The sequence below is a fragment of the Caulobacter sp. 05L422 genome, assembly GCF_056397765.1.
In genome coordinates this window covers 23,205-44,871 of sequence record NZ_JBFTOB010000033.1, presented here as the reverse complement: position 1 = coordinate 44,871, position 21,667 = coordinate 23,205, and the positions used below count along the sequence as shown (strand labels likewise).

Here is a 21,667-nt window from a genome sequence, read left to right as displayed (position 1 = left end):
GCCCAGCCCCGCGTGGACGAAGCGCGCCGCCCGGCCGCTCCCCCGCCGGCGCTGAGGCGCCGGCGGGGGAGCGGCCGGGCGGCGCGCTTCGTCCACGCGGGGCTGGGCGGCGGCGACAGGCGCCGCCGGCTGCCGCAACCGAGGATCGTTGGGCGCCGCCTTCCGCAGCCGGGCGATCCAGCGTTCGGCGCCGGCGATGTCGCCGTCCTCGCGGGCGTAGCGGGCCATGGCCGCGAGAGCGTCGGCATTGTTGGGATCGGCCGCCAGGGCGCGCTGGAGGGACTGGCCGGCCAGATCCTTGCGGCCGCGCTCGCGCCAGAACGCCGCCTGGCGGACCAGGGCGTTCACGCCTTCCTGAGCGGATTGCCGCGCCGGCGCCGCCTGAGGCGCGAGCACGGACGTCGCCGCGACGCCGGCCAGCAGCCAGGGAAGGAGGCGGCGGGAGCTCATGGCCCTTCGGCGCCCTTCAGCCGTCGCCGCTCATGGGCCCTCAGCAGCAGGAAGATCGGTCCGGCCAGCACCAGGACCGCGCCGGCCAGGGCCAGGGCCAGCAGCACCGGATGGCGGCTCAGCCACCAGGCGGCGCGATAGATGTACGGCATCGTCCCGGCCCAGAACGTCGATCCGACGCGGAAGCTGGAAAGGGTGTTGTCGGACTCGACGACCAGGTCGCCCTTCACCTCGGCGTTCTGGGTGGGATCGGCCAGCCGTTGCACGAGTTGGGGGAGGCGTTCGGTGCGGTCCGACAGCAGGGCCACCACCACCCGGTCGCCGCCGAACGGCGAGCGGAAGCTGGTCATGCCGCTGAAGGTCTCGGCGTTGACGAGGACCTCGTCGGCCGCTCCCCGCTGCCCATCGTCCAGCGGCGTGCCCAGCATCGAGAAGGCCCGGTCGCGGAAGCTGGCCAGACGCAGGCGCAGGCGCGAGCCCTCCACCGAGAACGGCGCGCTGTTCGCCAGGCGTTCATTGCTGGTCAGCAGGCTGGTCGGGCCGATCAGCAGCACGTCGTGGTCGCGCAGGGCCGCCTCGTCCCCGTCGCGGACGATGCGCAGGCGGGTGACCGGCGCGCCCGTCGCGTCGCCGAAACGACCCATCAGGCCGAGGAACGCCTCGATCTCGTTGGTCCCGGCGTTGGGCGCCATCACCACCGCGGTCTTCGACAGGTCGGCCATGCGGGTGAAGGGGAAGCCCGCGCTGGCGAAGAAGGCCAGGTTCGGCAGCTGGGTGTAGTGATGGCCGCCGGTCAGGTCGATCGTGGTGTCCGGGTCGATCCCGCTGCGCACGTTGGTCGGCTGCTGACCCTGGCAGGCTTCGGTCTTGTGGCCCTTGAGGTCGAAATAGAACTGCAGCTCGTTCTGGCCGAACAGCTGATAGGGCGGCAGCGAAACATCCTGCTCGTTGAGCGTGAAGCCCCGCATCAGCCGGGTGCGGAAACTGTCGGCCCCGGTCTGGCGATCCAGCTTGAAGGACTTCAGGTAGCGATCGTTCAGCGAGACGTCGAGGCGCGACTCCGCGCGGTTCAGCCACGAACCCATCGGGTAGCGATAGCGCAGCGACATCGGCGCGCCGCTGCGGGGCCACAGGAAGAGGTCAGGAGCGACACGGAAGGAGGCGTTCACCGGCGCCGGCGGCAGGCCGACGGTCTGCAGGGTGGCGGGATCGACGATCTCGCCCAGCCGCACCTTGCGGTCGGTGCGCAGCCAGCGCGGCGCGTCATAGGGCTGGCGCACGGCCAGGCTGGGCGGGCCCAGGGTCGCGACCGGACCCGCCAGCCCCTTGGCGGCGACGGCCAGGGACAGGGCCGCGTCGCGCATCTCCGCCGGATTGCGGCCCAGCACCAGCAACAGGGCGCTCGACGGATCGCGCGGATTGACGACGATCGCCAGGGTCGGACCGCTGATCGCCGGCAGGGTCAGGCCCTCGATCCGGTCGCCGGCCACGCCGAACACCACCCCGTCGCCGGGGGGCAGGCCGCCGATCAGGACCGGAAAGCGAAAGCCGCGATAGCTGGCCGCCATGCCGAAGTACGAGGCCGTCGCCGCGGCGGCGCGCAGGGCGTCGTCCGACGGGGCGGCGGCGAAGGCGAACGGCAGGGTCAGCGGTCCGCTCCCCGCGTCGAAGAACGGCGCGGGCAGCTGGCTCAGCTCGGGCCGCACCGGCAGCCGCTGCAGCCGTAGCTTCAGCGAGGAGCGCAGGTTGCTGACATTGGCCCACAGGGACGAGTGGCGGGGGTCCTCGCAGCCGCGGGCGTAGTGACCGGCGAAGCGCAGGTTCAGCCGGTTGTCGGTCAGGAACAGGGCCGGCTCGATGGGGACCTCGATCTGCGTGCCCCTGGCGCCCTCCCGCGACAGCGGCAGCGACGCCACCGCCTCGTCGTTGATGAACACGTTGAGCTGCGACAGGTCGGGCAGCAGGGCCGGCGAATAGGCGAAGTTCAGCACCAGGGCCGCGCCGGTCACCACCTCGTCTCGCCTCAAGGGAAAGGGAATGCCCGCCTCGCCGTTGACGCCGAGCAGGCGCACAGGTCGCCGCACGCCCATGTCGGCCAGGGTGACGGTGACCTCGCGCACCCCGCCGGCGACGGCGACCGGCGCGGGCTCCGGCGCCTGGGCGCGGGCTCGGGCGATCTCCGGCATGGCGAGCAGCGCAAGGCAGGCCAGCAACGCGCAGAGGGTCGAGATCGGCTTGGCGGCGTCGTCCGGGGTCACGGGGCGCTGGGCGTAGGGCTCGGGCTGCTTGATGCTCCACCAGAACACCAGGGAGGCGCTGGCCCGCACCAGGTCGATCAGCGAGGCGATCGGGTTGGCCGAAGGCGGGTCGGCGTGCGGCTGCCAGGCGTCGGCGCGCCCCATGACCGCCACGACCAGTTCCCGGTGCCGGGCGATGGGCATGGGCTTGAACTGGAACCGCAGGGTGTCGCCGGTCACGGAGGCGACGCGCGCCGGGAAGGTGGTCCATTGCGAACCGCACAGCAGCTGCGCCTCGATCGACTGGTCCCGGTCGGTCGGGCCGACCTTGGAGACCGCGAACCCGCCCATCGAGATCTCGTCGGTCTCGGTCCGGATCTCGCGACCGTCGCCGAACCTCAGGATCACCGGCAGGTGGACGCCGACCCGGACGTAGGCGCGCATCTGCCGGCTTTCCCGGCCGACGGCGAGTGCGGTCGACAGGATCAGCAGGCTGAACAGGGTCCAACTAGCGTTGAGCAACAGGGTGCCGAGGTTCACGCCGAACCCGCCCAGCATCAGCTTGGCCACGCCCACGACCAAGCCCAGCACCAGCAGGCCGACGACCGCCATGTGCGGCCACATCAGCCGCGCGTCGAAATAGCCCTTGTCGAGCAGTCCGCCCTTGTCGGTCACGTTGAACTTGCCGCGCTTGGGATTGAGCAGGGTGGTGATCGTCGGGAGCACCAGGTGGAAGGCCAGCAGGCTCTCGTAGACCTCGCCCCAGAAGGCCCGTCGGTCCTGGCCCTGGATGCGGTTGCTGGTGACGATCGACTGGACCAGGTGCGGCACGGCGAAGGCGGCGATCATCGGCGCGGAGGCGAAGATGATGTTCTGGCCGAACAGCAGGAACGCCAGCGGCGAGGTCAGGAACACGATGCGCGGCAGCGGGAAGAAGAAGTGCAGCATCGCGTTGAGGTAACAAAGCCTCTGGGCCAGGCTCAGGCCGGGTCCGGTCAGGGGATTGTCGACCCGGAAGATCTGGATCATCCCCCGCGCCCAGCGCGCGCGCTGGCCGATGTGCAGGGCCAGGCGCTCGGTCGCCAGGCCCGAGGCCAGCCGGATGTCGAGATAGGCGCTGTTCCAGCCGCGTCGCTGCAGCTTGAGCGCGGTGTGGGCGTCCTCGGTCACCGTCTCGCCGGCGAAGCCGTTGGTCTCGTTCAGCGCCGCGCGGCGGATCACGGCGCAGGAGCCGCAGAAGAAGGCCGCGTTCCAGAAGTCGTTGCCGGGCTGGACCACGCCGTAGAACAGCGCGCCCTCGTCGGGCACGTCCTTCACCGTGCGCAGGTTCCGCTGCACCGGATCGGGCGAATAGAAGTGGTGCGGGGTCTGCAGGAGGGCCAGGCGCGGATCGGCCTGGAACCAGCCGACCGTCACCTGCAGGAAGGCCCGGGTCGGGATGTGGTCGGCGTCGAAGATGCAGACCAGCTCGCCGTCGGTCAGGCCCAGGGCGTTGTTCAGGTTGCCGGCCTTGGCGTGCTTGTTGTTGTCCCGCGTGATGTAGAAAGCGCCGGCGGCCTCGGCGAAGGCCTTGAACTCGGGACGCCGCCCGTCGTCGAGCAGGTAGACCCGGAAGCGGTCGCGCGGATAGTCCATCGACAGCGCGGCCAGGACGGTGTCCTGCACGATCTGCAGGCTCTCGTTATAGGTCGGGATGAAGACGTCGACGGTCGGCCAGCTGTCCGCCTCGCCTGTCAGCGGACGGACCGGTCGCGACAACGGCCAGACGGTCTGGACATAGCCCAGCACCAGGATGGCCCAGGCGTAGAGCTCGGCCAGGTACAGCCCCAGTCCGAAAGCCGCTTCGATCGGCGAGCGGAAATGCAGGGTCTCGGTCGTGCGCCAAAAGAGATAGCGCGTCGAAACGGCGATCGAGAGCAGGCCGAGCGCGATGGTGATCCGGCGCGACCCGCGGCGGTTCAACACCAGGGTGACGACGATCGTCGTCAGGCCGAAGATCGCCTGGGCCCGGAGGTCCAGGGGAAGCGCCACGGCGAAGGCAATGACGACGAGCGCCGCCAAGCACACCAGGCCGAACGTCGCCTTTTGCAGCAGCAGCATCGTCTTGCACGCGCCAGCAGGCGCCAAACGTCACCGCGCCCGTCCCTACAAGGCGCTCGACGGCAAGGCATTGCGATAGGGCCAATCCCCACCGGGCCTGGTGTAAAAACCCGCGCCGCCTCGGGCCGCGCGCGCCGGGATTGCCCTCGAGCGCCTTTCGCGTTAGCTTTTCATCAAATGGGATTACGTCCCATTTTGTGAGAAGAAACGCCAAGCGTCGACCGGCTGTGAAAAGGCCGGCGGCGTCGCTTCCCAAAGAACAAGAAGCGGGCACGAGCCCGCTGGACCAAGAACGGCGCGAGCCCGGTGAGGGAGGAAACCATGGTCACCCGACGCATCCGCGCGGCTCGTCGCGCCCCGGGCGGTTCGCTGGCGGTGCTCGCCTCTGCCGCCCTGCTGGCGTTGGGCGCGGTGCACGCCGTGGCCCAGGCCGCGCCGCCTCCGGCGATCCAGGCGGCCAAGCCCGCGACGCTGGCCCTGCCCGACATGCCGCTGCACGATCCATGGATCGTCGCCGACGCCAAGGCGGGGCTCTACCGGCTCTATACGTCGAACATCGAGGCCGTCAGCGGCACGCCCGGCCTGGGCACGATGATGTACGTCAGCCGCGACCTGAAGGCCTGGAGCCCCGCCAAGGCGGTGTTCGTCGCCCCGACCGACAAGTGGTTCAAGGGCGGCGCCTGGGCGCCCGAGGTCCACGAGTGGCGCGGTCGCTGGTGGCTGTTCACGACCTTCCACGACGAGGCCGCTTCCCTGCCGCCGGTCGACAAGCGCACGCCCTATCGCCGGGGCACGGTCGTGGCGGTGGCCGAACGTCCGGACGGCCCGTTCGAGCTGCTCCGCGACGGCGAGCCGGTGGCGTCAAAGGATCTGATGACCCTGGACGGCACGCTCCATGTCGATCCCGCCGGCAAGCCCTGGTTCGTCTACGCCCACGAATGGCTGCAGACCACCGACGGCACGATCGAGGCCCTGCCGGCCACCGACGACCTTGGCGCCAAGGGTCAGCCCCGGGTCCTGTTCAAGGCCAGCGACGCGCCCTGGGCCAAGGGCCAGAAGCAGCCGGCCGGCGACACGGTGTTCGTCACCGACGGGCCCGAGTTCTTCCGCACGAAGACCGGCGTCCTGCTGATGCTGTGGTCCAGCTACGACGCCAAGGGCTACGTCCAGTCGCAAGCCCGTTCGAAGAGCGGGACCCTGGCCGGCCCGTGGGAGCAGCTGGAGCCGCTGGTCCGCTACGACAGCGGCCACGGCATGCTGTTCAAGCGCTTCGACGGCCAGCTGATGATGGTGGTCCACCGCCCGTTCAAGAACGCCCGCGGCAAGCTCTACGAGATGCGCGACGCGGGGGATCATCTTGAGATCATCCGTCAACGGATCGACCTGGACGGCGATCCGGTCGAGCGGGTGGGCGGGCCGTAGGGTGACCGCCATCCCACCATGTCCGTCATCCTCGGAACAAGTCCGGGGATGACGGACATGGTGGGATGAAGCGACCGATCCAGAACGACCAAACGCAGTTGTCTCCGATTTTTGGTTTCATGACGCCCCAGGAGTTCGCCTTGCTCAAGACCCTGCTGCTGGCCGCCTCGGCCCTGAGCCTGCTGGCCACGTCCGCCAACGCCGCCGATCGCGTCACCACGCCCCTCGCCGACGGCTGGCGGTTCGTCCAGGGCGATCCCGAGGGCGCTGAGACCGCCACGCTCGACGACTCGAAATGGGCCACCGTGTCGGTCCCCCACGACTGGGCCATCGCCGGGCCGTTCGACGTCAACGCCCGGGCCGGCGGGGCCGGCGGTTTCCTGCCCACCGGCGTGGCCTGGTACCGCAGGGCGCTGGACGTGAAGCCGACACCCGGCCGCCGGACGTTCGTCGAGCTGGACGGGGTGATGGAACGCAGCGGCGTCTGGATCAACGGCCACCACCTGGGCCACCGGCCCAGCGGCTATGTCGGCCTGCGCTACGACATCACCGACTTCCTCAAGGCCGAGGGCCCGAACGTGCTGGCCGTGCGGGCCGACACCTCCTTCGCCCCCTCCTCGCGCTGGTACGCCGGCTCTGGGATCGTCGGGAAGGTCCGGCTGATCGAGACCGGAGCCGTGCAGATCGAGCAGGGCGGCGTCTTCGTCAGCACGCCTCTGATCGGCAAGGACGAGGCCGCCGTCCGGGTCGCGGTCGACGTCGTCAACGGCGGCGAAGCCGACACTCAGGCGGGGCTGGAAATCATCATCACCGATCCCGACGGCAAGGTGGTGGCCCGCCAGCCGGTCAACGCCCGGCCCATCGCCGCGGCGCGCACTCTGGCCTTCCCCATCCCCGTCGTCATTCCCACGCCGCGACTGTGGGACCTGGACCACCCGAACCTCTACCACGCCACCGTTCGCGTGATCGGCGCCGACGGCCAGGTCAGCGACATCCAGACCGTGCCGTTCGGGATCCGCGAGGCGAAGTTCGAGGCCGACACCGGCTTCTGGCTGAACGGCAGGAACATCAAGCTCAAGGGCGTGGCCCTGCACGCCGACGGCGGCGCCCTGGGCGCGGCCGTGCCCATCGCCGTCTGGCGCCAGCGCTTCACCGCCTTGAAGGCGCTGGGCGTCAACGCCATCCGCACCGCCCACAACCCGCCCTCGCCCCAGTTCCTGGACCTGGCCGACCAGATGGGCTTCGTGGTCATGGACGAGCTGTTCGACCAGTGGAACGTCGCCAAGACCCCCGGCGACTATCACCTGTTCTTCGGCGACTGGTCCAAGCGCGACGCCCGCGACATGCTGCGCCGCGACCGCAACCATCCGAGCGTGGTGATCTGGAGCGCCGGCAACGAGATCCACGACACCGCCTATCCGGTCCAGGCCAAGGCGGCGCTGAAGAGCCTGCTGGACGTGATGCACGCCGCCGACCAGACCCGGCCGGTGACCATGGGCCTGTTCCGCCCCAACGTGACCGGCGACTACCAGAACGGCCTGGCCGACATGCTGGACGTGGTCGGTCAGAACTATCGCGAGAACGAGCTGACCGCCGCCCACGAGGCCAAGCCGAGCCGCAAGATCGTCGGCACCGAGAACAGCCACACGCGCGGCTCGTGGATCGCCGTGCGCGACTACGCCCCCTATGCCGGCATGTTCCTGTGGACGGGGGTCGACTATCTGGGCGAGTCCGACCGCAGCGGCTGGCCCAACATCGCCAATCCCGCCGGCCTGATCGACCGCACCGGGGCCTTGAAGGTCTCGGGCATGCAGCGGGCCGGCTGGTGGGCCGAGACGCCGGTGATCCACGTGGTGCGCAACGCCGCCCCCGCCGCCCCTCCCCCGTCGAACGACGGCGCGGGTCCGGCCCCGGCCCTGCCGACCATGATCGCCGTCGCCACGCCCCGGGCCAAGATCGACATCGCCGACGACTGGACGCCGGCCGACCTGTCGCCGCATCCCGAGACCATCGAGGTCTACAGCAACTGCCCTTCGGTGGACGTGACGCTGAACGGCAAGGCCCTGGGCGCCAAGCCCCTGCCCGCCGACGGCTCGCCCCGGCAATGGTCGGTGACCTTCGCGCCGGGCGAGGTCGTGGCCTCGTGCGGCGGCTCTGGGCCGCGCGACGTGCTGCGCACCGCCGGCGCGCCGGCGCGCCTGGTGCTGGCCAGCGTCGACAAGACCGTGGGCTCGACCTTCGACGACCTGGCCATCGTCCGCGCCCAAGTGGTGGACGCCAAGGGCGTGGTCGTGCCGTCGTCGGAGGCCCCGATCACCTTCGCGGTTGGCGGCTCGGGCCAGTTCGTCGCCGCCGACAACGCCGCCCCGACCGACCACACGCCGTTCGCCTCGCCCACCCGCCAGGCCTGGCGCGGCAAGGCCACTGCGTTCGTGCGCGGATCGGGCGCCGGCGGCGTGGTGACGGTCACCGCCAGCGCACCGGGCCTGAAGCCCGCCACGCTCAACCTGTCCGTCGCCAAGCCTTGAGTTCCATTTTACGGGACTCGATCTCGCAATATGAAATCCATTGCCTTGGTGCGGCGCGGCCGATATTTCTGGGATCAACGCAGCGCGACGCAGATCGCCCAGAGACCGGACAGAGGGAGGCCGCGCCTTGATGATGCATAGACGCGCCGTCCTCGCCGCCCTCGCCGTCGCGCCGACCGCGAGCTGGGCAGCGGAACCGGGGAAACCGATGCAGACCTGGGCCTTCGATTTCGGCGATGACAAGGTTGCTCCGGGCCATGTCCGTGTCGCCCGCGACGCCGCCTACGATCCAGCTGTCGGCCATGGCTTCGAGTCCTCCCCAGCGGGCGGCCCGTTCCTGTTCTCGATCGCCGTGCCCGAGGGCGACTATCGGGTGACCCTGGAGCTGGGCGGCAAGACCGCGTCCGACACCACCGTCAAGGCCGAGTCCCGCCGCCTGATGGCCGAGCGGATCGTCGCCCGGCCCGGCAAGACGAAGACCGTCGCGTTCGTCGTCAACGTCCGCACCGCCGCTCTGAAGGCGCCGCCGCCCAACGCCCCCGGCGGCGTGCGGGTGCTGCTGAATCCGCGCGAGGAGGGCTCGTATAACTGGGACGACAAGCTGACCCTGGAGTTCTGCGGACCCTCCCCCGCCGTGCGCCGCATGCGGGTCGAGCCCGTGACCGTGCCCGTGGTCTACCTGGCCGGCGACTCCACCGTGACCGACCAGCGGTTCGAGCCCGGCGCCAGCTGGGGCCAGATGCTGCCCCGGTTCTTCAAGCCCGACGTTTCGGTGGCCAACCACGCGGAGTCCGGCGAGACCCTGAAGTCGTTCCTGTTCGAGCACCGGCTGGACAAGCTGCTCAGCCGCATCAAGCCCGGAGACTGGATGCTGATCCAGTTCGGCCACAACGACCAGAAGGCCAACTGGCCCCAGACCTACGCCGAGGCCGCCACCACCTATCGCGACTATCTGAAGGCCTATATCGGCGAGGCGCGACGGCGCGGGGCCAAGCCGGTGCTGGTGACCTCGATGCACCGCCGCAAGTTCGACGCGGCCGGCAAGATCGTGAACACCCACGGCGACTATCCCGAGGCCGTGCGCGCCGTGGGCCGCGAGACCGGCGTCCCGGTGATCGACCTGCTGACCATGAGCGCGGCCTTCTACGAAGCCCTGGGTCCGGTCGACGCTCCGAAGGCGTTCGGCGACGGCGGCAAGGACGCCACCCACCACGACAACTACGGCGCCTATGTGCTGGCCGAGTGCGTCGTGGCCGGCATCCGGTCCCAGGTTCCCGACCTGGCGGCTCATCTGGTCGACGGCCTTCCGCCGTTCGATCCGGCCAGGCCGCCCTCGCCTGATACGTTCGTCCTTGCGCCCAGCATCGCCCACAGCACGGAGATTCCCCGTGGCAACTGATCGTCGCTCGCTCCTGGGCCTGGGCGCTCTCGCCCTCGCCGCTCCGGGCCTGGCCCGCGCCCAACAGGCGGCGAAGCCGCCCGCCCCCTCGACCATCGAAGTCATGGACCTGTGGCCCGGCAAGCCGCCCGGCGGCGAGAAGGTCACGGTCACCGAGCAGGTGATCCTGCGCAAGCCCGGCGGCGATCCCAACGACACGGCGTTCCTGAACGTCACCAAGCCCTGGCTGATGATGCGCCGGCCGGCCAAGCCGAACGGCGCTGCGATCCTGATGATCCCCGGCGGCGGCTATATCCGCGTGGCGGTCAGCAAGGCCGGCGGGTCGATCGACGCCTGGATCGCCGACCAGGGCGTCACCGCCTTCGTCATGGACTACCGCCTGCCGGCCGACGGCTGGGCGGCGGGTCCGGACGTGTCGCTGCAGGACGCCCAGCGCGCCATCCGCCTGATCCGCGCCAATGCGGGCAAGTGGGGCCTGGATCCCGAGCGGATCGCCGTGACCGGCTTCTCGGCCGGCGGCCACGTGGCGGCTCGCTTGGCCACCCAGTTTGGTCGCGAGACCTATGCCCCGATCGACGCGGCCGACAAGCTGTCGACCCGGCCGTCGGCGGCGGGCCTGTTCTATCCGGTCGTCACCATGACCGCGCCCCACGCCCACGGCAGCTCGCTGAAGTCGCTGCTGGGCGCCAACCCCACCGACGCCCAGCGCCTGGCGGTCTCGGCCGAGCACGACATCCCCGCCGACGCCCCGCCGACCTTCATCGCCGCCGCGGCCGACGACAAGGTGGTGGCGATGGAGAACAGCCTGATGATGTTCCAGGCCCTGCGCGCCCGGAAGATCGCCAGCGAGCTGCACGTCTTCGAGTCCGGCGGCCACGGCTTCGGGCTGAACGGCCCCGGCGGCGTCGCCATGCCCTGGCCGGCCCTGCTGGGCGCCTTCTTCAAACGGCACGGCCTCTACGCATGACCCGCGCGGCGTTCGACGTCCGCGGCTTCGGCGCGAAGGGCGACGGCGCGACGCTGGACACCGACGCGATCAACGCGGCCATCGCCTTCGCCCATGCGGCGGGCGGCGGCGAGGTGGTGCTGCCGGTCGGACGCTGGCTGTCGTTCTCGATCCGGCTGCTGAGCGGCGTCACCCTGCGGCTGGACGAGGACTGCGTGCTGGAGGCCGCCGACCCGGCCCGCCATGACGGCGCCTACGATCCGGCCGAGCCCAACCCGTTCGACCTCTACCAGGACTTCGGCCACAGCCATTGGCGCAACAGCCTGATCTGGGGCGAGGACGTCGAGGACGTGGCTGTCGTCGGTCCGGGCATGATCGACGGCCTGGGCATGACCCGCGAAGGCCCCGGCTCGCGCTGGACGCGTCAGGCCGGCGAGTTCCCGGTCAGCATGGCGGGGCTGTCGCCCGAGGAGATGTCGATCCTCGCGCCCGACCTGGAGGCCATGGCCGGCCAGGGCAACAAGGCCATCGCCCTGAAGAACGCCCGCCGGGTCCGCCTGGACGGCTTCACGATCTGGCGCGGCGGCCACTTCGCGGTGCTGGCCACGGGCTGCGACAATCTGGAGATCCGAAGTCTGCGCATCGACACCAACCGCGACGGCCTGGACATCGACTGCTGCCGCGACGTGACCATCGCCGACTGCCGGGTCAACACGCCCAATGACGACGCCATCGTGCTGAAGAGCTCGCTGGCCCTTGGCGAAGTCCGCGCCACCGAGCGGGTCGAGATCGTCCGCTGCCACGTCAGCGGCTTCGACCTGGGCACGATGCTGGACGGAACCCAGGGCCGCACCCAGCAGCTGGCGCCCGACCAGGACCGCGTCACCGGCCGGATCAAGCTGGGCACCGAGTCCAATGGCGGTTTCCGCCACATCACCATCAGCGACTGCGTCTTCACCCGCTCGCGGGGCCTGGCGCTGGAGACCGTCGACGGCGGCGTGATCGAGGACGTCACGATCCGCGACATCGTCATGCGCGAAGTCACCACCGCCCCGCTGTTCCTACGGCTGGGTGACCGGGGACGCGGTCCGGACGGCACGACCCGCGGGGCGATCCGGCGGGTCAGCATCCGAAGTCTGAGCGCCTTCGACATCCTGCCCGACTACGCCGCGACCCTCTCCGGGCTGGAGGGCGATCCGATCCAGAACGTCGAACTGACCGACGTCCGACTGGTCTATGCCGGCGGCGGCCAGGCCGACTGGGCCGACCGCCGCCCGGGCGACATGGCCCAGGCCTATCCCGAGCCCAGCATGTTCGGCCCGACCCCGGCCCATGGCCTATGGGCCCGGCACGTCGAGGGCCTGACACTGGACAACGTCCGCATCGAGACCCTGACGCCCGATCCGCGTCCGCCCATCCTGTTGCAGGCGACGCGACGCGTGGCGCTGAACGGCCTGGACGCCGTGGAGGAGCCCTGATGAACCGTCGCGCCATCCTCGCCGGCCTGGCCGCCCTGCCCGCCTTTCCCGCTCTGGCCGCCCCGGTCGAGCCCTGGCGTCGCGGCCGCCGCCTGCACGCCGACGACTTCCGCCACGGCCTGGACCAGTGGGCGCTCGAGACCGAGAAGCCCGCCAAGGTCGGCGTCCACAACGGCGTGCTCGACATCGACACCCCCGCCGGCCTGACCCTGTGGTTCCGCCCCGAACTGGTCGGCCCGGTGATCGTCCAGTACGAGGCCCTGGCGGTCTCGGAAGGCGGTCCGAATGACCGGGTCAGCGATCTGAACGCCTTCTGGATGGCCCGCGACGCCGGCGGAGGCAGCCCGCTCGCCACGCCACGAACAGGCGCCTTCGCCGACTACGACACCCTGAAGACCTATTATGTGGGCCAGGGCGGCAACGCCAACAACTCGACCCGCTTCCGCCGCTATGTCGGCCGTCCAGGCGACCGGCCGCTGCTGCCCCAGCACGATCACGCGGCGGCCGACGAGATGCTGGTCCCCAACCGCTGGCAGACCGTGCGGCTGATCGCCGACGGCGGGCTGATCCAATACTGGAACGACGAGCGCAAGCTGTTCGAGCTGAACGACGCCGAGCCCTACACCCGCGGCTGGTTCGGCCTGCGCACCACGCTGAGCCATCTGCGCGTTCGGCGGTTCCGGGTGTTCCAGCTGGCGCGCTAGGCCCGCTGACACCGCCAACAAAGAGAAAAGGCCGCGCCATGCCGGCGCGGCCCTGAAGTCGTTCCTAGATCGTAACGTTCGGAGTGGGCGGCGACGAACGTCCCGGGCTCGACACCGGGACGTCCGCCGCCTGGCTCCGTCCTAGAACTTCGCCGTCATGCCGACGAAGAAGCGGCGACCGAAGTAGCCCAGTTCCGTCAGGCGGATGTCGCCGGCGGTGGAGCGTTCTTCTTCCTTGGTCAGGTTCTTGCCTTCGACGAAGAACGACAGGCCTTGGATGTTATAGAGGTTCGGCTTCCAGGTGATCTTGCCGTCCAGGTAACCGGTGGAGTCGCGATACACGGGCTGGCCCGAGGTGTCGGCGGCCGAGACCAGGTACTTGGAGCGGAAGTTGTAGGCCAGGCGGGCGTTGAACGGGCCCTTGTCGTACCACAGGGTCGCGTTGGCGCTGTCGGGCGACAGACCCGGGAACGGCAGCGGCGAACCGTCGAGGATCGAGTACAGCTCGACGTCCTTGGCCTTCTGGTAGGTGTAGTTGGCGTCGACACCGAAGCCCGACAGGAAGCCCGGCAGGAAGGTGAAGGCGGTCTTGGCCGTGATTTCCACGCCCGAGATCTTGGCGCCGTCGCCGTTGATGTAGGTGTTGACGTTGTACATCTGGCCGTCGCCGTACACGTCGCGCTTGCCGATCAGCGTGCGGGACGAGACGTAGAACTGCTTGATGTCCTTGTAGAACAGACCCACCGAAACCTGGGTGTCCTGGTTCGGATAGTATTCGAAGCTCAGGTCATACTGGTTGGCGCGATAGGGCTTCAGGTCCGGGTTGCCGGCCGTGCAGCTCGGCTCGTCGAAGTCGCCATTGGCGTCCGGCGAGCGGTCGTCGGTGCAGTTCAGCACCGGCTTCAGGAAGTCGAGGCGCGGACGCGCCATCAGCTGGGCGAAGCCGAAGCGGGTCGACAGCTTGTTCGGCACGAACCAGAGGCCCACGTTGAAGCTGGGCAGCCACACCGTGTAGTCCCTCTTGGACGAGGCCTGGCTGTTGCTCAGAACGTAGGTGGTCGAGGTGCCGCCGTTGGTCGCCGAGTAGGTCGAGTTCCGCGTGGACACGTCCGCCGCGGTCACCTTGGTCTGAACCCGACGCCAGCCGAAGTTGCCGTCGATGTCGTAGGAACCGACCGGGAAGTTGTAGTTGAACTTGATGTACTGCGCGTTGGTCTCTTCGCGGATGTTGTACGGGATCTGGGTGTAGGTCTTGCCGTCGTTGCCGACGGTGGACTTCATGTTGTTCAGGTTGAAGTGCGTCGTGTCGAGGCTCTGCGAGATCTTGTCGAAGTCGGGATAGTTCCACATCGACGGGGTCGTGCCGCCGCCGAAGTAGAAGTCGCTGGGCAGCGGCGACATGCTGCTGGCGAACACCGAGTTGGCGTACGCCCGCGACCAGACTTCGCTGGAACCCCAGTAGCCCGTGGTGTTGGCCGCGCCGAGCACCGGATTGGTCTGATCGGGCGCGCCGGCGACGTTCGAGATCGTCGCCGTCGAGTTGACCGCGTTGGAGTAGATCACGGTGTCGTCGAGGGTCGAGTAGGGGTTGGCCCCGCCGTTCAGGATGAAGCCGCCGTAGCCGTAGCCCGAGGTCTTGTAGTCCGTGGCGCGCCCACCGAACTCCACCTTCGTGATGAACGGCAGATGGGTGTCGTAGTCGAAGTCGAGCTTGAACTGCTTTTCTTCCTGGTAGGCCAGCGAGGGGCGGTACTGGATCTGGAACTGACGGATCGCCGCGGCGTCGCTGGGGCTGTAGCCCGGCGCGAACTTGAACGACGGGTTGCCGGTGCCCGGATCCAGGGTCACGGCCAGGCCGGGGGTGTCGAAGGTGACGCTGACGTTGTTGGTCTCGGTGACGTTGTCGGTCTTGGCGGTCGAGCCCAGGAACTCGACCTGCAGGCGGTCGCCCTTGTAGCGGCCGCCGAAGCTGACGTAGTCGCTGGTGGTCTTGAGCGAGAAGTCGCGGGCGCTGATGCCGAAGCCGCTCTGGCCGCCGGCGCTGGCGGTGTTCAGGCAGTTGCCCAGCGTATAGCCGATGACGTTGTGGCCGGCGTCGACCTTGACCGAGCTGGCCGTGGTGTCGGTGCCCGAGCAGGTCGTGGCGGTGGCCGTGTTGCGCAGACGGATCGCCGAGGTGAAGTCGGTGCCATAGTTGATGTCGTTGAGCGTCTGGCTGCGCTCGTTGCGATTGTAGCTGATCCAGGCGTCGAGCTTGTCGGTGAAGCGGTACTGCGCGGTGAACTCGGCGGTCACGCGCTCGTCGCCGCGGTACCAGACGCCGTAGCGGGCCGTGCGCGGCGCGTAGTCGTACCACTGCGACTGACAGGCGGTGCGCAGGTTCGTGGTCGAGATCTGGGTCGAGTCCGGCGTGCTCAGGGCGGTACAGCCGGCCTGGGTCGTGACGTTGCGCGCCAGGTCGTTGATCTGCTGGTTGTAGACGCTGTTGTAGTACGGGACCGTCTTGTCGGCCGAGGCGTCGAAGTCCGCGAAGCGGCCCCACGACGAGTTGCGTACGAAGTCGCCGCGCGTATCGACCTTGTCGTAGGTGACGTTGGCCATCAGGCCCAGGCGGTCGTCGAAGAACTTGCCGGCCGCGATGATGTTGCCGCGCGGGGTCCAGTCATCCATCGTGTCCAGCTTCTGGGCGGAAGCGGTCATCGAGATGGTGGGCTTGGCGAAGTCCAGCGGCTTGCGGGTGATCACCGAGACCGTGCCGCCGACGCCGCCTTCGGTCATGTCGGCGGTGAAGCCCTTGAACACGTCGATCGACTGGACCAGTTCGGCGGCCAGTTCGCGGAAGTCGTTGGAACGGCCGCCGCCGCCGTAGACCGACAGGTTGCCGGCGGTCGACAGGGTGCTCATGCCGTTGATTTCGACGCGGTTCAGGTCGGGTTCGACGCCGCGGATCGAGACCGCGTTGCCTTCACCGAAGTCGCGGGCCAGCTGGACGCCCGTCACCCGGCCCAGGGCCTCGCCGATGTTCTTGTCGGGGAACTGGCCGATGTCTTCGGCGACGATCGAGTCGGAAATCGTGCCGTTCCGCTTCTTGCGGTTCATGGCCGACTGCAGGCTGGCGCGCGTGCCGACGACGACGACTTCCTCGATCGTGCTGGACTCGGCGCTCGCGCCGGCGGCCGGGGCCGTCTGGGCGCTGACGCTCGTGGCGCAAGCCAGGCCGGCCGCCAGGGCCAGCAAGGATGTCGTGGCGATGGCCGCGTGACGACGGCGAGTGGATGCAAGCATTGGGTTCCCTCCCTCTAACCATGACCCAGGAGCTCCCGACGAAGGGCCCCGGGCGCCTTACCGGCCCTGCGGCGGTCCTTGAACGGACGGCTCGCAGCGCACGGCGGCGCATTTCTCATACAATATGAATAGTTCCACATGCTGAGATGTCAACGCAATTTGTGGGAAGACAGAACTTTGTTTCCGTGGTGTAAGGTTGCTGCATCGCTTGCGAGGCGGCCCACGCGCCGACCTGAAGGCCGCGAAGAATGGCCGTCGCAAGCTGGGAAACGGGGAAACACAAGGGATTCGACGCATGAGTAAGCGTGGTGGGAACCGGGTCGCGACGGCGGCTCTGTTGTGCGCGACGGCGCTGTCGTCCGTGGCCGGATCGGCGCTCTCCGCGCCAAAACCTCGTCAAATGGAAGCCCTCGACCGCGGCCTGGTCGCCGTGCCGGCCATCGACGGGGGCGTGCTGGTCAGTTGGAGGCTGCTGGGCGACGATCCCGCCAGGACCGCCTTCAACCTCTATCGCGACGGCGCGAAGCTGAACGCCGCGCCGCTGACGGGGCCCACCGACTTCGTCGACAAGACCGGCGTTTCGTCCGCGACCTACGCTGTGCGCGCCGTCATCGGCGGCAAGGAAGCCCCGGCCGGCAAGCCGGCCAAGGTCTGGGCCGAGGGCTATCTGAGCATCCCGCTGCAACCGCCGGCCGACGGCGTCACGCCCAGCGGCGAGGCCTATTCCTACACCGCCAACGACGCCAGCGTCGGCGACCTGGACGGCGACGGCCGCTACGAGATCGTCCTCAAGTGGGACCCGACCAACTCCAAGGACAACGCCTTCGGCGGCTATACCGGACCGGTCTACATCGACGCCTATACGCTGGAGGGCGAACGCCTGTGGCGGATCGACCTGGGCCGCAACATCCGGGCCGGCGCCCACTACACCCAGTTCCAGGTCTATGACCTGGACGGCGACGGCAAGGCCGAGATCGCCATGCGCACCAGCGACGGCGCGACGGACGGGACCGGCAAGGTGCTGGGCGACCCGAACGCCGACTGGCGCGAGAGCGGCGGCGAGCGGCCCCAGGGCGACAGGACCGGCGCCACAGTTCTCTCGGACGGCACGAAAGTCGCCAGGGTGCAGGGCCGCATCCTCAAGGGCCCCGAATACCTGACGGTGTTCGACGGCCTGACGGGCAAGGCCCTGGCCAGCGCGCCCTATTCGCCTCCCCGCGATCCGCGTACGGACGCCCCCACGGTCGAGCAGATGACGCAGATCTGGGGCGACGGCTACGCCAACCGCTCCGACCGCTTCCTGGCCGGAACCGCCTATCTGGACGGCCAGCGACCCAGCCTGATCTTCGCCCGCGGCTATTACGGCCGCACCACCCTGGCGGCCTGGGACTTCCGGGACGGCAAGCTGACCCAGCGCTGGCTGTTCGACAGCAGCGCGCCGGGCAACGAGAAATTCGGCGGCCAGGGCAACCATCAGCTCAGCGTCGCCGATGTCGACGGCGACGGTCGCGACGAGATCGTCTACGGCTCGATGACCGTCGACGACAACGGCAAGGGCCTGTGGAGCGCCCAGCTGTTCCACGGCGACGCCATGCATGTCTCCGACCTGGATCCCACCCATCCGGGCCTTGAGAAGTTCGGCGTGCACGAGAGCCCCGGCAAGAACGGCGGGATCGGCGCGGCCATGCTGGACGCCCGCACCGGCAAGGTGCTGTGGAGCACCCCCACCGACAAGGACACCGGCCGGGGTCTGGCCGCCGACATCGACCCGCGCTTCCCCGGCGACGAGGCCTGGGGGACCAACAGCGACCTGCTCTACACCGCCCAGGGCAAGCCGATCGAAGGGGTCAAGCATCCGCGCCAGACCAACTTCGCGATCTGGTGGGACGGCGACGACCTGCGCGAGCTGCTGGACAAGAACCAGATCAGCAAATGGGACTGGAAGACCGGCGAGGCCAAGCCCCTGCTGACCGCCGAAGGCATGACCTCGAACAACGGCACCAAGTCGACCCCGACCCTGTCGGCCGACATCCTGGGCGACTGGCGCGAGGAGGTGATCTGGCGCGCCGAGGACAACCGCTCGCTGCGGATCTACGCCACGCCCTACGTCACCCAGCGACGCCTGGTCACGTTGATGCACGATCCGCAGTATCGGGTGTCGATCGCCTGGCAGAACACCGCCTACAACCAGCCGCCGCACACCAGCTTCTATCTGGGCGAAGGCATGAAGTCCCCGCCCCGCACCGACATCCGGACCAAGTGAGGCCGCCGATGAACACCAAGACCACCCTCTTCCGCGCCGCCGCGCTCAGCCTGTTGCTGGTCGCCACGCCCCTCGCCGTTCCGACCGCCCTGGCCCAGGACATGGTCACCCAGCCCAAGGCCGGCCTGCCCGAGGCCCCGCGCGAGTGGGTCGACAAGGACACCGGCCACCGCGTCGTCCGCCTGTCGGACAAGCCGGGCAGCGGCAGCCTCTATTTCAACTACAACGGCTACACCCCCGACGGCCGCTTCCTGGCGATCAGCACGCCCGACGGGATCTCGGTCGTCGATCTGAAGAGCCATGACCTGAAGCCGGTCGTGGAGGGCAAGGTCCGGCTGCTGTTCGTCGGCCGCAAGACCGGCCAGATCTACTATCAACGGGCCGCCGAGGACGGCACGGCCGTGGTCGAGGCCGCCGATCCGGCCAGCCGCAAGGTCCGCCAGATCGCCAAGCTGGCCAAGGGCGTCGGCATTCAGACGATCAACGCCGACGAGACCCTGCTGGCCGGCGTCGCCACGCGCACCGACGTGCCGATCCCGCCCAACATGATGGAGGCCCTGCCCCGCAATCCCGACGACGTGAAGGGCGCGGACGGCCGCGAGCTCAGCTACGCCGAGGGCCGCGAGGTGCAGCTGAACGCCCGCCTGGACAGCCGCATCCCGATGGAGATCTTCACGATCAACACCGCGACCGGCGAGCGCAAGGTCGTGCACCAGGCGACCGACTGGCTGAACCACCTGCAGTTCTCGCCCACCGACCCGCACCTGCTGATGTTCTGCCACGAGGGTCCCTGGCACAAGGTCGACCGCCTGTGGCTGACCCGCACCGACAAGCCCGGCGCCGCCCCGGTCAAGATCCACACCCGGACCATGAACATGGAGATCGCCGGCCACGAGTGGTTCAGCGCCGACGGCAAGACCGTCTGGTACGACCTGCAGACCCCGCGCGGCGAGGACTTCTGGGTGGCCGGCTACGAGATCGCCACCGGCAAGCGCTACTGGCTGCACCTGGACCGCAACGCCTGGTCCGTGCACTTCAACACCTCGCCGGACGGCAAGCTGTTCGCCGGCGACGGCGGCGACAGCGAGATGGTCGCCCACGCGCCGGACGGCAAATGGCTGTACCTGATGCGCCCGCGCGCCATCCCGGACGTCGCCGGCATCCACGCCCCGGGCTCCGAGGCGCTGATCCAGCCGGGCGTGCTGGACACCGAGAAGCTGGTCAACATGCAGGGCCACGACTACCGGCTGGAGCCCAACGTCAACTTCACGCCGGACGCCAAGTGGATCGTGTTCCGGTCGAACATGCACGGGGCCAACCACGTGTATGCGGTCGAGGTGGCGAAGGCTAAGCCTTAGCGCTCTCTGCGCGAACTCACTTGCCCCCTACTGGCCTTCGGCCGTCTTCCCCAAGAGGGGGAAGAGGATCCGCACGTCCTCCGCCCCCTACGGGGCGGACAGACCGCGAAGCGGTCAGGTGGGGGCAAGTGGGTGTGATCCCACGCCCAACTACCGCCCCTTCAGCCGCTCCACGATGAACGCGTCCACCGTATCCGTATAGGCCCCCGGCGCCCCCAGCGTCCGGTTGATGTCGGCATGGGTCAGGGCCTGGGGCAGGACGGGCATGTCGCGACCGCCGGCCCGGGCCTTGGCCTGGAACCGCCGGGCGTCGTCGCAGGGATCGTCGGGCCGCTGGGTCGAGCAGACCAGCATCATCGGCACGGCCCCGGGCGTCCACTGGTCCATCGGCGAGGTCTTGGCCCAGTACGCAGGATCGGCGCCGAACGCCCGGTCGTAGAAGCCGGGATGACGGCCGGCCATGGTCGCCGAGATCTGCAAGGCGGCCGAGTCCAGCACCACCGTCCCGGCCCATGGCCGGCTGACCATGCCGGGCCGCGACGAGACCAGCGCCACAAGGTGCGCGCCGGCCGAGTGTCCCATCAGGATGATCTTCCCAGTGTCCCCGCCCCAGCTCCCGGCACGGCCTTGCGCCCATCGCACCGCCTCGGCGACATCTTGCGCCTGCTCGTAGGCCATGGCGTCGGGCAGCATGCGATAGTTCACGCTGACCACGATCCAGCCCCGGATCAGCCAGTGCTGGAGCTTGTTCTCGACCGAGCCGGTGTTGGCCTTGTCGCCGATCCTCCACGCGCCGCCGTGCACCATGATCAGGATCGGCGCGTCGCGGGCGCCCGGCGGGATGTAGACGTCCAGCCGCTGGGCCGGATCGGCCCCATAGGCGTCGGTCTGCTTGCGGGCGCCGGGCGCGATGGCCTGCAGGTCGATCGGACGCTCTTCCTCGGCCTTCTTCTCTTGCAGACGCTGGCGCAACTGCCCGCGCGCGCCAAGGCCCAGCTGAGCGGCCTCGACGACGCCGGCCCCGCTCAGGGCCACCGCCAGGGCGATCAGCAGGACGGCTCGGCGCAGCGTCATTTCAGGCTCTCGAGCTGGTCGCGGACGGCGGCGACCTCGTCGCGCGACAGGCGGCCGTCATGGTCGCGGTCGGCGCGGTCGAACAACGGGGCCGGCCCGTCGACGAACTCGGCGCGGGTCACCCGCCCGTCCCCGTCGCGGTCGGCGTGGGTGATCACGGTCTTCAGCGCCTGGGCCTTGGGACGGTTCGACTTGGCCAGGCGGGGGAACTCCGACAGCGTCACCACGCCGTCGTCGTTGCGGTCCAGGCGCTGGAACTGCGCCGCGCGCGAGGCTCTGAATTCGTCGCGGGTGACATGGCCGTCGTGATTGGCGTCGGCCTTGTCGAGCGCGGCGCCGGGCGTGCGCGAGGCCGCATCGGCGCTGGAAGCGCCCATGGCGGCCAGACAGATGAGGGACAGGGTCAGGATCTTCATTTTCGGT

13 protein-coding genes are annotated in these 21,667 nt (G+C 69.3%); 8 read left to right on the top strand and 5 right to left on the bottom strand.

Going from position 1 to position 21,667, the window contains the following annotated elements:
* Together AC1DMQ_RS24520 and bcsA are read right to left on the bottom strand one after the other, a co-directional pair.
* Window positions 1-450, bottom strand: a 450-nt coding sequence (locus AC1DMQ_RS24520) for a tetratricopeptide repeat protein (RefSeq protein ID WP_477036150.1), incomplete at its 3' end; no start/stop codon positions are given.
* On the bottom strand, window positions 447-4,787 hold the full coding sequence (gene bcsA / locus AC1DMQ_RS24515) for a UDP-forming cellulose synthase catalytic subunit (protein WP_477036149.1): 4,341 nt from the start codon (window positions 4,785-4,787) through the stop codon (window positions 447-449). The genes AC1DMQ_RS24520 and bcsA, both read right to left, overlap by 4 nt.
* A gap of 321 nt (window positions 4,788-5,108) precedes the next feature.
* Between bcsA and AC1DMQ_RS24510 the strand changes: the two genes are divergently transcribed.
* The 6 genes from AC1DMQ_RS24510 (at window position 5,109) to AC1DMQ_RS24485 (ending at window position 13,264) form a co-directional block, all read left to right on the top strand.
* The gene (locus AC1DMQ_RS24510) at window positions 5,109-6,209 is read left to right on the top strand and encodes a glycoside hydrolase family 43 protein (protein WP_477036148.1); all 1,101 of its coding nucleotides are present in this window, start codon (window positions 5,109-5,111) and stop codon (window positions 6,207-6,209) included.
* A 140-nt stretch (window positions 6,210-6,349) separates the two neighbouring features.
* Window positions 6,350-8,737, top strand: coding sequence for a glycoside hydrolase family 2 TIM barrel-domain containing protein (locus AC1DMQ_RS24505; protein ID WP_477036147.1), 2,388 nt, complete (start codon window positions 6,350-6,352; stop codon window positions 8,735-8,737).
* 208 nt (window positions 8,738-8,945) lie between these two features.
* The gene (locus AC1DMQ_RS24500; protein ID WP_477036146.1) at window positions 8,946-10,136 is read left to right on the top strand and encodes a rhamnogalacturonan acetylesterase; all 1,191 of its coding nucleotides are present in this window, start codon (window positions 8,946-8,948) and stop codon (window positions 10,134-10,136) included.
* Window positions 10,126-11,103, top strand: coding sequence for an alpha/beta hydrolase (locus AC1DMQ_RS24495; protein ID WP_477036145.1), 978 nt, complete (start codon window positions 10,126-10,128; stop codon window positions 11,101-11,103). The genes AC1DMQ_RS24500 and AC1DMQ_RS24495 overlap by 11 nt, the downstream gene beginning before the upstream one ends.
* A complete protein-coding gene (locus tag AC1DMQ_RS24490; RefSeq protein WP_477036144.1) occupies window positions 11,100-12,560 on the top strand; it encodes a rhamnogalacturonidase in 1,461 nt (486 codons plus the stop codon). Before AC1DMQ_RS24495 ends, AC1DMQ_RS24490 begins: the two co-directional genes overlap by 4 nt.
* Window positions 12,560-13,264 carry a DUF6250 domain-containing protein gene (locus AC1DMQ_RS24485; RefSeq protein WP_477036143.1) on the top strand — a complete coding sequence of 235 codons (705 nt, stop codon included), beginning with the start codon at window positions 12,560-12,562 and terminating at the stop codon, window positions 13,262-13,264. The genes AC1DMQ_RS24490 and AC1DMQ_RS24485 overlap by 1 nt, the downstream gene beginning before the upstream one ends.
* A gap of 141 nt (window positions 13,265-13,405) precedes the next feature.
* Here AC1DMQ_RS24485 and AC1DMQ_RS24480 read toward each other — a convergent pair whose 3' ends face one another.
* Window positions 13,406-16,549 carry a TonB-dependent receptor gene (locus AC1DMQ_RS24480; RefSeq protein WP_477036142.1) on the bottom strand — a complete coding sequence of 1,048 codons (3,144 nt, stop codon included), beginning with the start codon at window positions 16,547-16,549 and terminating at the stop codon, window positions 13,406-13,408.
* A gap of 400 nt (window positions 16,550-16,949) precedes the next feature.
* On the opposite strand from AC1DMQ_RS24480, the gene AC1DMQ_RS24475 reads away from it, so the two are divergent.
* Together AC1DMQ_RS24475 and AC1DMQ_RS24470 are read left to right on the top strand one after the other, a co-directional pair.
* The gene (locus AC1DMQ_RS24475) at window positions 16,950-18,812 is read left to right on the top strand and encodes a rhamnogalacturonan lyase (protein WP_477036141.1); all 1,863 of its coding nucleotides are present in this window, start codon (window positions 16,950-16,952) and stop codon (window positions 18,810-18,812) included.
* An 8-nt stretch (window positions 18,813-18,820) separates the two neighbouring features.
* Window positions 18,821-20,170, top strand: a complete 1,350-nt coding sequence (locus tag AC1DMQ_RS24470) for an oligogalacturonate lyase family protein (RefSeq protein WP_477036140.1) — start codon at window positions 18,821-18,823, stop codon at window positions 20,168-20,170.
* Window positions 20,171-20,320: 150 nt separating this feature from the next.
* Here the strand turns inward: AC1DMQ_RS24470 and AC1DMQ_RS24465 are convergent, their stop codons facing one another.
* Window positions 20,321-21,244: an alpha/beta hydrolase gene (locus AC1DMQ_RS24465; protein ID WP_477036139.1), complete on the bottom strand. Its 924-nt coding sequence runs from the start codon at window positions 21,242-21,244 to the stop codon at window positions 20,321-20,323.
* Entirely contained in the window at window positions 21,241-21,660 is a 420-nt protein-coding gene (locus AC1DMQ_RS24460) for an EF-hand domain-containing protein (protein ID WP_477036138.1), read from the bottom strand. The genes AC1DMQ_RS24465 and AC1DMQ_RS24460 overlap by 4 nt, the downstream gene beginning before the upstream one ends.
* Between the last annotated feature and the right edge of the window lie 7 nt (window positions 21,661-21,667).

Coding starts and splice junctions, on each gene's coding strand:
- AC1DMQ_RS24500 (WP_477036146.1), top strand. CDS start 8,946: ATGCAGACCTGGGCCTTCGATTTCGGCGATGACAAGGTTGCTCCGGGC.
- AC1DMQ_RS24485 (WP_477036143.1), top strand. CDS start 12,560: ATGAACCGTCGCGCCATCCTCGCCGGCCTGGCCGCCCTGCCCGCCTTT.
- AC1DMQ_RS24460 (WP_477036138.1), bottom strand. CDS start 21,660: ATGAAGATCCTGACCCTGTCCCTCATCTGTCTGGCCGCCATGGGCGCT.
- AC1DMQ_RS24480 (WP_477036142.1), bottom strand. CDS start 16,549: ATGCTTGCATCCACTCGCCGTCGTCACGCGGCCATCGCCACGACATCC.
- AC1DMQ_RS24470 (WP_477036140.1), top strand. CDS start 18,821: ATGAACACCAAGACCACCCTCTTCCGCGCCGCCGCGCTCAGCCTGTTG.
- AC1DMQ_RS24510 (WP_477036148.1), top strand. CDS start 5,109: ATGGTCACCCGACGCATCCGCGCGGCTCGTCGCGCCCCGGGCGGTTCG.
- AC1DMQ_RS24490 (WP_477036144.1), top strand. CDS start 11,100: ATGACCCGCGCGGCGTTCGACGTCCGCGGCTTCGGCGCGAAGGGCGAC.
- AC1DMQ_RS24465 (WP_477036139.1), bottom strand. CDS start 21,244: ATGACGCTGCGCCGAGCCGTCCTGCTGATCGCCCTGGCGGTGGCCCTG.
- AC1DMQ_RS24475 (WP_477036141.1), top strand. CDS start 16,950: ATGGAAGCCCTCGACCGCGGCCTGGTCGCCGTGCCGGCCATCGACGGG.
- bcsA (WP_477036149.1), bottom strand. CDS start 4,787: ATGCTGCTGCTGCAAAAGGCGACGTTCGGCCTGGTGTGCTTGGCGGCG.